At 68.2% G+C, this 12,929-nt stretch carries 12 protein-coding genes and 1 pseudogene; 7 read left to right on the forward strand and 6 right to left on the reverse strand.

Going from position 1 to position 12,929, the window contains the following annotated elements; all coding sequences use genetic code 11:
* Positions 1-297: 297 nt before the first annotated feature.
* Positions 298-735: pseudogene (locus V9G19_RS09895) on the reverse strand (cation transporter); the annotation flags it as partial.
* A gap of 107 nt (positions 736-842) precedes the next feature.
* The gene (locus V9G19_RS09900) at positions 843-1,796 is read right to left on the reverse strand and encodes a POT-type proton-dependent oligopeptide transporter (RefSeq protein WP_462285305.1); all 954 of its coding nucleotides are present in this window, start codon (positions 1,794-1,796) and stop codon (positions 843-845) included.
* 296 nt (positions 1,797-2,092) lie between these two features.
* Between V9G19_RS09900 and V9G19_RS09905 the strand changes: the two genes are divergently transcribed.
* From V9G19_RS09905 to V9G19_RS09930, 6 genes are all read left to right on the forward strand, one after another.
* On the forward strand, positions 2,093-2,533 hold the full coding sequence (locus tag V9G19_RS09905) for an ArsR/SmtB family transcription factor (RefSeq protein WP_462285449.1): 441 nt from the start codon (positions 2,093-2,095) through the stop codon (positions 2,531-2,533).
* Complete coding sequence (locus tag V9G19_RS09910) at positions 2,530-3,570, forward strand: cation diffusion facilitator family transporter (protein ID WP_462285306.1); 1,041 nt, start codon at positions 2,530-2,532, stop codon at positions 3,568-3,570. The genes V9G19_RS09905 and V9G19_RS09910 overlap by 4 nt, the downstream gene beginning before the upstream one ends.
* Entirely contained in the window at positions 3,570-3,968 is a 399-nt protein-coding gene (locus V9G19_RS09915) for a VOC family protein (protein WP_462285307.1), read from the forward strand. Before V9G19_RS09910 ends, V9G19_RS09915 begins: the two co-directional genes overlap by 1 nt.
* Before the next feature lie 47 nt (positions 3,969-4,015).
* Positions 4,016-4,462 (forward strand): alpha/beta hydrolase-fold protein, encoded by a 447-nt coding sequence (locus V9G19_RS09920; protein ID WP_462285308.1) that lies wholly within the window; start codon positions 4,016-4,018, stop codon positions 4,460-4,462.
* Between the two features lie 355 nt (positions 4,463-4,817).
* Complete coding sequence (locus V9G19_RS09925; protein WP_462285309.1) at positions 4,818-6,200, forward strand: glycoside-pentoside-hexuronide (GPH):cation symporter; 1,383 nt, start codon at positions 4,818-4,820, stop codon at positions 6,198-6,200.
* A 22-nt stretch (positions 6,201-6,222) separates the two neighbouring features.
* Positions 6,223-6,843, forward strand: a complete 621-nt coding sequence (locus V9G19_RS09930; protein WP_462285310.1) for a cytidylate kinase-like family protein — start codon at positions 6,223-6,225, stop codon at positions 6,841-6,843.
* Positions 6,844-6,941: 98 nt separating this feature from the next.
* On the opposite strand, the gene uidA is transcribed toward V9G19_RS09930, so the two are convergent.
* Positions 6,942-8,717, reverse strand: coding sequence for a beta-glucuronidase (gene uidA / locus V9G19_RS09935; protein ID WP_462285311.1), 1,776 nt, complete (start codon positions 8,715-8,717; stop codon positions 6,942-6,944).
* A 124-nt stretch (positions 8,718-8,841) separates the two neighbouring features.
* Between uidA and larC the strand changes: the two genes are divergently transcribed.
* Complete coding sequence (gene larC / locus V9G19_RS09940; RefSeq protein ID WP_462285312.1) at positions 8,842-10,062, forward strand: nickel pincer cofactor biosynthesis protein LarC; 1,221 nt, start codon at positions 8,842-8,844, stop codon at positions 10,060-10,062.
* Positions 10,063-10,082: 20 nt separating this feature from the next.
* On the opposite strand, the gene larB is transcribed toward larC, so the two are convergent.
* The 3 genes from larB to V9G19_RS09955 are packed head-to-tail and all read right to left on the reverse strand — an operon-like array spanning position 10,083 to position 12,876.
* Positions 10,083-10,763: a nickel pincer cofactor biosynthesis protein LarB gene (gene larB / locus V9G19_RS09945; RefSeq protein ID WP_462285313.1), complete on the reverse strand. Its 681-nt coding sequence runs from the start codon at positions 10,761-10,763 to the stop codon at positions 10,083-10,085.
* Positions 10,756-11,571, reverse strand: coding sequence for an ATP-dependent sacrificial sulfur transferase LarE (gene larE / locus V9G19_RS09950; RefSeq protein ID WP_462285450.1), 816 nt, complete (start codon positions 11,569-11,571; stop codon positions 10,756-10,758). The genes larB and larE overlap by 8 nt, the downstream gene beginning before the upstream one ends.
* A gap of 12 nt (positions 11,572-11,583) precedes the next feature.
* Complete coding sequence (locus tag V9G19_RS09955; RefSeq protein ID WP_462285314.1) at positions 11,584-12,876, reverse strand: lactate racemase domain-containing protein; 1,293 nt, start codon at positions 12,874-12,876, stop codon at positions 11,584-11,586.
* Between the last annotated feature and the right edge of the window lie 53 nt (positions 12,877-12,929).

A 12,929-nucleotide genomic window follows, 5' to 3' on the forward strand; every position in this document is an offset into this window, starting at 1 on the left:
CCCGGGGTGAGCCCTAGGGCGGCGCCGTCTCGTGGACCGCACCCTCGGCGCGAGGACGACAATGCGACTCAACCTGCTCGCCCAGGCCCTCGCGCAAGCCTCCTGAGAACATCGCCCACGCCGAGGACTGGTCGGTGGGGACCAGGTGAGATCACTCGCAGCAATCTCGCGCGCAGCAGGAGCCGGCGTCCGCGCTCGGCTCGACGCCCGGTCCGCAGCAGCCCCCCGCCAGGCCTGGCGGCCTTCGCGGGCAGCCACGGCGGCGATCACCAGGCCGGCGAGCGGGTCGGCCCAGCCCCAGCCGAGGGTGGAGTTGAGGAGCAGGCCGACGAGCAGGGCGGCGGACAACCAGGCGCACAGCTGGGTCTGGGTGGAGTCGGCGACGACGGCGGTGGAGGCAAGCTCCTGGCCGGTGCGTCGCTGGGCCCGCGACAACAGCGGCATGATCACCAGCGACAGGCAGGCCAACGCGATCCCGACCGGGGAGTGCTCGGGGTCGTGGCCGCCGGCGAGGGTCCGGACGGACTCGACGGTGACATAGGCCGCGAGCGCGAAGAACGAGAGTGCCATCAGGCGCAATGCCGTGCGCTCCCGGGACTCGGGCAGCGGGTGGCGGAACTGCCAGAGAATGATCAGCCCGCTGCTGACCTCGACGATCGAGTCGAGACCGAAGCCGACGAGCGCGATCGAGCCCGCCACCAGGCCGGCGCTGATGGCGACGACCGCCTCGACCACGTTGTAGGCGACCGAGGCCCCCGCCAGTAGCTGGGCTCTGCGACCCAATTGCCGGCGGCGCTGTGCCCCGGTCCCCGCGGTGCCGGTCGTGTGTCATGTGCCAATTCTCAATCCCGGACGCATGGGTCAGTTGGACACCAGGTCGGCGGACCCCACCCATCATCTTGGTCAGGGGGCGGCTCAGTGCCAACAGGAGGACACCGCAAGCGAGCGCGGCCACGCCGAGGGTGGCGAAGTAGCCGGTGGCACTCTCCGGCGTGTAGTGCTCGCCGATCACGGCGGCCAGGGCCGAGCCGATCGCCGGGGAGAGGAAGAGCAGCGCCACGGTCTGGGTGTTGATTGACCTCGCCGAGTGAGAAGAGCCCGAGGACACCGATGAGCGCATAAAGGCCGATCGTCGCGGAGGCCTTGCCGATGGTGACGACGAAGAGCAGGAAGGCGACGCCGATGGCGGTCAGGCCGATGGCGAACTTCACCGGCGCGGCCGGGGCTCGATCCCCCAGGGCGTTCCACACCGCGGCGAAGACGAGTGCGAGGGCCATCACCCACACCGGGTTGATCGAGAACACCCACGGCGGCTTGAAGTCGACCAGCGGGAAATCGCCGAAGTCGATGCGACCGCTTTGCATGAGCACGGGGAGCACGCTGAAGATCTGCATGAACATCGACCAGAAGAGCACGCTGCACAGCCACATCGGGATGTATGCCGTCATCCGGCGCCGCTCGTGGGGCTCGGCGTGGCGGCTGGTCAAGATGACGGCGAAGTAGCACAGGGCGGCGACGCCGGCAACCCACCGGGCCATATTGGCCGGGATGATCCAGTGCTGGGTCCACGCGATCGCCACGAAGGCGATGAAGGCGGCGAGAACGAGCGCCGGCTGCCACAGCTGCGCGGTCGGGATCGGGTCCTTGGGCGAGCTGGTCTGCGCGGTGCGCACCAGGCCGCGCAACGGGACGTAGACGAGCAGCCCGATCGCCATGCCGATGGCGGCCACGACGAAGCCGGCGTGGAAGCTGTACCCAGCCGCCGAGGATCGTGACGAGGAAGCCGAGCCCCACATAGGAGCCTATGATGCCCATCCCCGACGCCTGGGCCAGGCCGAGCCCACCCTTGTCCTCGGGGGTGAGCATGTACATCATCAGGATCGACTGCATCCCCCAGAACGAGACGAAGTCCCACAGGGCGACGCTGATGATCGGGATCAGGGCCTTCGGGTGGCCGCCGAACGACGAGACACCGGCTGACGTGGGTTGCCCCGAGGAGTGTTCGTCGACGGGTGTGGTGGCGGTCACGATGGGGACCTCCCCGGGTGATTTGGGTGTTAGCGCGATCACACGCTAACATCGTCATATGACGATGCCAACGCCTTCTGACGATAGAAATTCTGACGACAGCCCGGCTCCGGCCCTGGACGACCTGGAATCCACGGCCGAATTGCATGCCCTCGGGCCGGCCGCGTGCCTCTTCAAGAGCCTCGGCGACGAGACCAGGCTGACGATCCTCCAGCACCTCTCGCTGGGCGAGCATCGCGTCGTCGACCTGACCGATCACCTCGGCCTGGCCCAGTCCACCGTCTCGGCCCATCTCGCCTGCCTGCGCGACTGTGGCTTGGTCGTCTCACGGCCCAAGGGCCGCGCGTCGATGTGGTCGCTGGCGGTGCCGGAGCTGCTGGCGCTGCTGCGGTCGGCCGAGCTGTTGCTCGAGGCCACCGGAGATTCGGTCACCCTCTGCCCCACCCACGAGAGCACCATCGCGGGGGCCACGTCGCCGCACGCGGACCGCGAGGAGCGAGGATGAGCGCGGGCTGCGCCGAGTCACCTGCCTCCTCGGCAGGTGTCGGCGGACCCGGGCGGCGGGCGGCGGGCGGCCACGACCTGGCGTCCGTCGCGGCGCACGAGCACGGCCACGGGGGTCACGCCCACTCCGGCAGCCACGTCCACTCCCACGCCATCTCGGCCGACGCGAGCAGGCCCTACCTGTGGGGGGCGGTGGCGCTGCTGAGCGCGTTCACGGCGGGCGAGGCCGTGGCGGCCCTCGTGACCAACTCGCTCGCGCTGTTGACCGATGCCGCCCACATGCTCTCCGATATCGCCGCCATCGCGGCTGCGCTCTTCGCGATGCGGATCGCCGCCCGCCCGGCGGGTGGCCGGATGACCTTCGGTTGGAAGCGCGCCGAGATTCTCTCGGCCGCCGGCAATGGCGCCACCCTCCTGGTCGTGGGAGGCCTGCTGGGCTTGGAGGCCGTCCACCGGCTCCTGGAGCCGCCTGCGGTCGGTGGCGGCGCCGTGCTGACCGTCGCCCTCTTCGGCGTTGCGGTCAACCTCGTCGCCACCTGGTTGATGTCCCGCGCCAACCGCACCAGCCTCAACGTCGAAGGCGCCTATCAGCACATCCTCACCGACCTGTTCGCCTTCATCGGCACCGCCATCGCCGGTGCGGTCATCCTCCTGACCGGCTGGATGCAGGCCGATGCGATCGCCTCCCTCGTCGTCTGTGCGCTGATGCTCCGGTCCGGGTGGGGGCTGATTCGGGAGTCGGGGTGGATCCTTCTCGAGGCGGCCCCGGCCGACGTCAACCTCGACGAGATCCGCGACCACCTCCTCGAGGTTCACCACGTCATCGGTGTCCACGACCTACACGTCTGGCGGCTGACCGACTCCCTCCCCGCCGTGTCGGTGCACATCGCCGTCGAGGACGAGTGCTTCCGCTCCGGCCACGCCGCCGACATCCTGATCGCCGTCCAGGAGTGCCTGAGCGGGCACTTCGACGTCGAGCACTCCACCTTCCAGATCGAACCGCGCGAGTTGGCCGCCCACGACGAGGTGGCGCACTGATGAGCGCCCGCATCGATCACCTCGTCGTCGCCGCTCGCGACCTGGATTCGGGGCGGGCCTGGCTGGAAGACATGCTCGGGGTGCGCCTGCAGCCCGGCGGCGAACACGCCATGTTCGGCACCCACAACCTGCTGCTGTCGCTCGGCGGCGAGGAATACGTCGAACTTCTCGCCGTCAACCGGGCCGTGCCCAAACCGTGCGCGGTCTACCCGCTCGGGTTGGAGTCGCCCGACGTCGAACGGCAGCTGCGGCGCTCCCCCTATCTGCTCCACTGGATCCTGCGCGTCACCGGGCTCGACGGGCCCGAGGCCACCGAGCTCAGCCGCGGCGACAACCGCTGGCGCACGGTGCTGACCGCGCCCGGCGAGTTGCCGATGGGTGGCGTGGCCCGAGTCTGATCGAATGGCTGACCCCGCCGCCGGCGGGGCTGCTGCCCGACAGCGGGGTGCGGCTGCGCGAGCTCGTGCTCGGCACCCCCGAGCCGCAGCTGCTCGAGGTCCGGCTGGCCGAGGTCGGCCACGACGAGCGCATCGCGGTGGAGTGGAGTGAAAACCCGCGGCTCCCCAGTGACGCGATCGGTCAGGAGTTCGTCATCGACGTCGACCTCCCGCACGACGCCGAGGCGCCGCCACCGGTCGTGCTCGTGCTCGACGGGACGACGACCTTCCCGCTCGTCTCGTCGACGGTGCGCTTCCTGCGGATGTACCACGACATCTCGCCCGTCGCCGTGGTCGGCGTCGGCTACCCGGACGTGGTCGACATGGTCTCGTCCATGCCCGAACGCACGCGCGACCTCACCCCGAGTGACGGGCGCGAGTGGTGGCACGGCCACTTCCTCGGTCACCCCCGACGCCCGGCCCTATGCCGGCTCCCGGCGGCGCCAATGGGATGACCAACTGCTGCCCGGCGAGACCCACAAGTCGAGCGTCCCAGCGTTCACCGTGGCTGTTCTGCGCCATCTTTACGGCAGGTCGTGATCCGCGCGGTCGGCACACCCCGGTGAGCGCAGGTCAGTGACCGAGGCGGCCGTGACCAGATCGATGCCGTTGAGGGGTGCGCCTCAGTAGTCACAGGCGATACCTTGGCCTCAGTTGTCCCTCATGTCACGGAGTCGCCATGGTCACCGCCGCCGGGCCATGCTTGCGGACGCTGCGCATTCCATGTGGGCGCGACGTGAACGGGTGGCGGCCAACCGGATCCACTGGCACAGTGGCGACCGGTAATCAATCCGCGGGAAGGAGTCGGCAATGAAGCCGCTGACCTGGAAGAACTACCTCGGCTATGGCGCCGGGGACTTGGCCAACAATATGGCCTTTTCCATGCAGGCGCTCTTTCTTATGATCTACTACACGAACGTCGTCGGACTCAACCCCGCCCCCGTTGCGACGATGTTCCTCATCGTCCGCTTCTGGGACGCATTCGCCGATTTGACCGCGGGACGCATGGTCGACCTCACTCGATCGCGATGGGGCAAGTTCCGCCCATGGATCCTCTTCGTCTCGTTGCCGCTGCTGCTCTCCAGCGTCGCGCTGTTCAGCATGCCGAAGTTCGGCGGCGACCAAACCAAGGAGTACATCTACATGTACGCCTCATATCTGCTCCTCGGCACGCTGTATTCACTGGTGAACATCCCCTACGGCTCGCTCGCGACGTCGATGACCCAAGACCCGGTCGAGCGCTCGCGCCTTGGCGTATGGCGCAGCATGGGCCCGGTTTTCGGCATTCTCTTGCTGGTGTTGGTCATTTCTCCCAAGATCAGCGCCTACAAGAAGGACCCGGAGCGGCTGCAGTCCTTCCTGACGCAGACGACGCTGATCTTCGTGGCCGTGGGCTTCCTCCTCTATATGGTCACCTTCTTCACCTGCAAGGAGCAGATCCCCCACGAAGGCAAGCCGGTGACGCTCAAGGAGACCGGCCGGGCGTTCGTCGTCAACAAACCCCTGCAGGTCCTGTGTGTGTCGAACTTCATCTATCTCATCGGCATCTTCGCCGTACAGGGCGCCCAGGCATACTACGCGCTCTACATTCTCGGCGATTCCACGAAGATGATCTATCTCATCCTGGCCAGCTCGCTGGCCACCTTCGTGGCCGTCCCCATCGTGCCAAAGATGGTTTCGCGCGTCGGCAAGAAGCAGACTTTCATCGTCGCCTCGCTGCTGATGATCGTCGTCGGCTTCTGGCTGTTCTTCATGCCGATCGAGCTGCCGGTGGTCCTCGCCTCGTTCTTCCTGTTCGGGCTGGCCCAGAGCATGGCGATGTCCCTGCTGTTCGCCTTTGAAGCCGATGCTGTCGAATACGGCGAATACAAGACGGGCCAACGCACCGAGGGCGCGACCTACGCCATCTACTCCTTCTTCCGCAAGATGTCGCAGGCGCTCTCGGCCTCTCTGGTCGGCTTCGCCCTCGCGGCCGGCGCGTTCGTGCCCAAGGCGGAGTCACAACCGGACTCGGCGTTAACCGCGATCAAGGCCGTCATCGGCCTTGGTCCGGCGGTCTTTGCTCTCGTCGGCGTGGCCATCTTCTGGTTCTACCCGCTCACCGACGACAGGTTCCGCGAGATCGTTAGTGAGTTGCGCGCCCGCAAGGCGGACGAATCCGTCGGCGCCGAACCGAGCGCCGCCGCCCACTGATCGAGCGGACGAAAGGAATCCCATGACCAGCAAGACACCTCCTGCCGTCGTCACGATCTTCGAGGACTACGGCTGTGGGGCCGAGCAGATCGGTCCGATCGTCGCCGCAGACCTGGGCGTCGAGTGGCTCGGCCAACGGTTCAGCTCCGAGGCGATCGAGGCCGGGGAGACCAAGGCCTACGAAGACGGCACCATCGGCCGATTCCTGTCGTCGATGGGGCGCTTCAATCCGCACCCCGAAGGTGCGCGCTCGACAGCCATCGGTCAAGAGCAGGACAACGAGAATCTCGAGCAGAACCACATCCACGTCGTGCAAGCGGCCAAAGACGGCGTCGTCGTGCTTGGGCGCAATGCCACCGCCATCTTGCGCCAGACGCCCGACGCCCTGCATGTGCGCCTTGTCGGGAAGTTGGGCGACCGCATCAAGCGGGCGATGACAAATGACGGAATCGACGAGCCCACGGCGGAGCGGCGTCAAAAGAACGAAGACCGGGTCCGGGCCGACATGACCCAGCGCTTCTATGCCTGGGACCCAAATGACCCTGCGGAATATGACCTGGTCGTCAACACCTCGACAATGCCGGCCGAGACCGCCGCCACACTCATCGCGCAGGCCTGGCGGGCCAAGGTGGCGCAAACCTAGTCACCCCACGAAGTTCGCCCACGCAGAGCGTGGGACCCAGTCGCTCCGATACTTTGCGGGGACCCCGACATTTGACAGAGATGCCCTAGTCAGCGGGTTCAGTCTCGGGCGGTCCAGCGGGCCCGCAAGTTGTAGGCGGCGGCCTTGGGCTGACGGTCCTTGGTGAACGCGCCCTTCTTGTTGCCGCCAACGCGCATGATGCCCGACGTGGTCGCGAAGTCGGCGAAGTTCCACATCTGCTCGCCGACGACGGCGTCGAACTCATCGAACACCGCGTGGTTGGCGTCCAGGTAGGCGAGCTGGTATTCCTCGCTCCACGGCTCGCTCGGCAGTTGGTGCAGGCCGGGCATCGTGTCGGCGCCATACTCGGTGAAGATGATCGGCTTGCCCTCGCTTGCCCACCCCTCCAACTCGGCCCGCAGCCCGATCTTCGCCCCCTCGAGGTCCCCGGTGTTGACATACCAGCCGTAGTAGCGATTGAGCATGATTACGTCGCCGAACTGGCTGACCCGGCACTTGCCGTGCGGGGCGAGCATGACGTTGACGAAACCAACCGGCCGGGTCGGATCGGCTTGGCGGGCAACGTCGAACAGGGGCCGGAAGTAATTCTCGGCGCCCTCGGTGTCGGACTCGGGCTCGTTGGCGATCGACCAGATCGCCACACACGGATGGTTCTTGTCTCGGGCGATCAGCTCCCGGATGTGCTGGGCGTGCACCGCCTGGGTCTGGTCATTGGAGGTCTCGGGTGAGAACGTCTGATAGCCCTGGCCGCCGAAGATGCCGCCGCCCAGGCCCTGGTTGAGCCCAACGGCCGCGGTCTCGTCGATGACGACGATTCCCATCCGGTCGGCGTAGTCGAGCACGTCCTCGGCGTAGGGATAGTGCGAGGTGCGGAAGCTGTTGGCGCCGATCCACTCCAACAGCTCGAAGTCGCGCAGCATGAGCGCGTTGTTGTGTTGTTTGCCGACCGTGATGTGGTCCTCGTGCATGCCGAACCCGCGGAAGTGGAACGGCTCGCCGTTGATCAGGAAGCGGATGCCGTCGACGGCGACGGTGCGGATGCCCACGCGTTGGCGATAGGAGTCGGCCACGCCGTCGCCGGAGCGCAGTTGGACCTCCAGGTCATAGAGGTAGCCGTCGCCGGGACCCCACAAGTGCACGTCGGGCACCGCGAGGCTGCCCTCGGCGCCGTCGGCCGTGGCCACTTCGGCCCCGTCGGCGTCGCGCAGGATCACCCGGACACTGCCGCCGTCACCGGCGGTGGCTACGGTGTAGTCCACCGATCCCGTGGCACCCTCGAAACCGGTGACAACGGTGATGTCGTCGATGTGTGCGGCCGGACGAGTGGTGAGCCACACGCTGCGGTGAATTCCCGCATAGTTGAAGAAGTCGTGCCAGTAGATCTGCTTCTTGCCGCTCGGGGTGTCGGTGATGACGCCCGGTGGGATGCTCTGGAAGGAGAGGGTGTTGTCGACGCAGAACGTGATCCGCACCTCCTCGCCCGGGGTGACGTGGTCGGTGACGTCGGCCTCGAACGGCAGGTAGCCACCCTCGTGGGAGACGACTTCAGTGTCGTCAACCCACACCGTGGCGCGGTGGGTGGCCGACTCGGCATATAGGACGATCCGTTGCCCGGCCCATCCCCGCGGGACACGGACGACGCGCTGATACCAGATGTCACCGAAGAAGGAGCGGGTCTCGTGGTCGGTCATGATGTCGTTGAAGCTCGCTGGAACCGCCATCGCCCGAGAATCGGCGAGCGGCGCGGCGAACCACTGCTCCTCGCGTCCCACCCCGTCACCGTCCAGCCGGAACTCCCACAACCCATCGAGGTTCTTGGTCTCCCGGGTGGCGCTGTCCTGCGGTCGCAGCATTCGTCTCGTCCTCTCTGATCGAGTGCCCGCCGCACCGCGGGCGGTCACCCATTCCATCAGGGGATCGACGCTGACACCACCGCAGGAGACCAGGAGTTGCTGGCGAGTCGTGGTTGGATGACGCATGGCGTCGCGGCGGATCGCGTGGCTCGACCTCGCGGCGGGTGTCTCGGGGGACATGCTTCTTGGCGCCTTTCTCGACGCCGGTGCCGATCGTGATTTTGTATGCCGCTCGGTCGCCGCGGTGCTCCCGGAGACCGTGGACGTGTCGATCCGCACCGAAGCCCGCGGCTCGGTCAGGGCGGTCAAGGTCGACATCACGCTGTGCGTGCCGGATCAGCCGCATCGCTCGTGGGCCGATATCCGTGGGCTTATCGGGGGCGGGGCCGCCCTCGATGAGCCGGTGCGCGAGTTGGCGTTGCGGGTGTTCGCCGAGTTGGCCGCTGCCGAAGGGCGCGTGCACGGTGTCGAACCGGATGACGTCCACTTCCACGAGGTCGGCGGCTGGGACTCGATCGCCGACATCGTCGGGGGGTGCGCGGCCTACGTGTCGCTCGGCGTCGCGCAGCTGACGGCTGGCCCGGTCGAGGTCGGCTCCGGTGTGGTCACGACCGCGCACGGCCTGCTCCCGGTTCCCGGGCCCGCGGTGACCGAGCTGCTGACCGGCTGGCGGGTGACCGCCCACCGTGCGGGGGAGTGTGCGACGCCGACCGGCGCAGCGCTAGTGCGCGTTCTCGCCTCCGCTAGTGCCGGTATGCCATCAATGGTATTGGCGCGCACCGGAATCGGGGCCGGCACCCGCGACACGCCCGACCGCCCCAATATCGTTCGGGCGCTCCTCGGGGATGCGGACGAGGACGGCGAAGCCACGATGGCGCTCATCGAGGCCAATGTCGATGACCTCGACCCGCGGCTGTGGCCGGGACTGATCGCGGCGGCCCTCGCGGCGGGTGCCGCCGACGCCTGGCTGACCCCGATCGTGATGAAGAAGGGTCGTCCGGCGCATACCTTTTCGGTCCTCGCCACGCTCGACAACCGGGACCATCTCGTGGATCTCGTTCTCACCCAGACCAGCACGCTGGGCGTGCGCGTGCACGAACTGCTCCGGCCGCAACTGGACCGAGGATGGGCGACCGTCTCCGTCGGCGGTCGTCCTGTGCGGATCAAGGCCGGGTTGCGGGGCGGGAGAATCGTCCACGCCGCAGCGGAATTCGGCGACGTCACGGACACTGCGGCAGTGCTGGGACTGCCCGAATCGGAGGTCTTGGCCCGGGCTCATGCCGCAGCCCACGAGGCTGGCATCGTGCCCGGAGGGCTTCTGGCCGAGGAAGCCGACCAGCCCTGAATTGGGCGCCACCCAGGCGATCAGGACCTGGCGATCTGTGCGGCGAGGTGCCCGGCGCCATATCCATTGTCGATGTTGACCACGCCGATCCCCGGCGCGCACGCGTTGAGCATCGTCAACAGCGGCGCGATCCCGCCGAACGCGGCGCCATAGCCCACCGACGTCGGCACGGCAACGACTGGGGCAGAGACGAGTCCTGCGACGACGCTCGGGAGGGCGCCGTCCATGCCGGCCACAACGACAATGCACCGAGCCTCGCGCAAGCGCTGGACGCGACCGAGAATCCGATGGATTCCGGCCACCCCGACGTCGGCGACCAGGTCGGCGGGGCGGCCGAGATGCCGCAGCGTCAGCAGGGCTTCGCGGGCCACCGGCAGGTCGGAGGTTCCGGCCGCGACGACGAGGACGAGGCCGCCGCTCGGCTGCGGCGGGTCCGGCGGCCACACGACCAGCCGCGCGATGTCGTCGCATGCCGCATCCGGCAGCTCCGCGAGGACCGCTGCGGCGCGCTCGGGATCGCACCGGGTGAACAGCACGGGCGGGTCGCTCGCACCGGAGGCGGCGCGCGCGGCATACGAGCGGGCGATGGCGCGAACGTGCGTCACCGTCTTGCCCTCGGCATAGACGGCCTCGGGGAAGCCGCGCCGGGCGGGACGGTCGTGATCGAGCTCGGCGATGCCGTCGAGGGGATCGTCAGCCATGGCGGACGGCGACGAGCGGCAAGGTGAACGCGCCCGACTGGATGCCGGCCAGGTCGATCGTGACGAACCGGAAGCCGGCGGCCAGCGCAGCCTCCCGCACCGCTGCCCGAAAATCCGCGTCCCCCAACCGATTCAACGAGCCGGAGTCGAGCTCGACCCGAGCGATCTCACCGTGATGCCGCACCCGGACATCGCGCACACCCAGTCCACGCACGCCGTCCTCGGCCTGCTCGATCTGCCGCAACTTCTCGGCGGTCACCGGCTCGTGGTGCGGGATCCGGGAGGCCAGGCAGGGGGCGGCCGGCTTGTCGGCGACGGGCAGATCCAGCGATGCGGCGAGCCGGCGCACCTGCGCCTTGGTGATCCCGGCCGCCGCGAGCGGGCGCAACACCCGGTGCTCGCTGGCCGCTCGCGTCCCGGGCCGATCCGGCCGCTGAGTGTCATCCGCGTTCTCGCCGTAGGCGATCGCGACCAGCCCATGCTTGGCGACGAGGCTCGCGTCGATCCGGGTGAACAGCTCGTCCTTGCAGTGGAAGCAGCGGTCCGGGCCGTTGGCGGCATACGCTGGCCGGTCCAACTCGCGGGTGACGATCTCCACGAGCGGGGCATCGATCGCCGCAGCCAACTCGACCGCGGAGCGGCGCTCGGCGGCGGGCAGCGAGGCAGACACGGCGAGAATCGCGAGCACCCGGTCGCGGCCCAGCACCCGCCGGGCGACCGCCAGCAGGGTCGCCGAGTCGACCCCGCCGGAATAGGCGACGCCGAGCCGGCCGGTCGCCGGGAGCTCCCGCGCGATGGCGTCGATCAGGGCCTCGACGACTCAGCCCTCCCGGAGGCGGAAGAGGATCTCGCCGGCGTTGGGCACCACGAGGGTGTCAGGGTCGGCTTCGAAGTCGGCGATGTCGATCGAGTCCGGGTCGAGGTAGCCGAGGTTGATCGACTCGCACACCTCTCGCGGGATCCGGGTCGCGAGCGTCACCCTGGCACGCAGCGTCTCCTCGCCGGTGTCGGCGTCATACGTGCCGGCTCCGCGCAGGTGGGTGGAGTGGGCGAGCACCCCCCAGTGGACGTCCTTGAACCGCTCCCACTGCTTCACGAAGTAGTCGCGGCAGTGATAGCCGATCTCGAGGATCTGCGGGTGATTGCGGGCGACCTCGGTGATATGCGGGGCATACAGGATGACCTCGCCGTCCTCGGCGACCACCGGCTCGAGCTTGTAGAACCCCTTTGCCCCCGTCCAGATCTCGTCATACATCTCCGGCACGATCGAGAGCACGCGCTTGACCGGTGCCTCGAGGTACTCGACGTGCGTGGCCGCGCACACCTCCGCCGCCGAGGCCCAGGCCGCCTCGGTGGTCCCGAACGACACCGAGTGCAGGCCCCCGCCCTCGGCGGTGACGACCTTGACGGCGAGCTTCTCGCCAGGGATGAGCGCGGAACCGTCGTTGATCAGCGCGCGCACCGGCGTGATCCCGGTGGTCCCGATAATCTCTGCCGAGGTGATCAGGGCGCCCAGCCAGTGCGAGACGTCGATGATCTTCTGCCCGGCGACACCGGGGAAGAAGTACTTGTTGCCGCCGGAGATCCCGACTACCTCGTGCGGCAGCACCGGCCCGACGACCAACGCGATGTCGTGCTCGACGACGGCCTTGTTGAGGAGCACCTGGACATCCTCGGACATCCGACCCCCGGACAGTTCCTCGATGCGGGCGGCCGGGACGGTCCCCAGATCGGCGAAGGTCTCCGGCTTCCACCACTCGTGGTTGAGCACTTCGGTGCCGGGATAGGTGTCCGCCAGCCGGCCGGGGTCATACCCGAGCATCTTGGCCAGGGCCGGCTCGTCCATCGCCGAGTGGGTCCCGAGCGCCACCAGGACGGTCAGCTTGCTCACCCGCCCGTGCAACCCCTCGTGCACGGCTCGCATCAGCATCGGCAGCGGACAGACGCGGGTCGCGTCGGGGACGAGCACGCACACGCTCTTGCCGTCGAAGGGATGGGCGCGCAACTGCTCGATGATGAAGTCGTGGGCCTCGGAGTCGGTGAGGGCGCCATCGGGACCGCCGAGACGGGCCGCCGAGGCGGCGAGTCCGTCGGGGACAGGGGTGTTGGCCATGCCCAACTGTCCCCCGAGATCCCGGCAGAGGCAAGCGGGATCGATTCGCCCGC

Origin of the sequence: Nostocoides sp. (genome assembly GCF_037045025.1) — a bacterium.
Classification (GTDB): domain Bacteria; phylum Actinomycetota; class Actinomycetes; order Actinomycetales; family Dermatophilaceae; genus Nostocoides_A.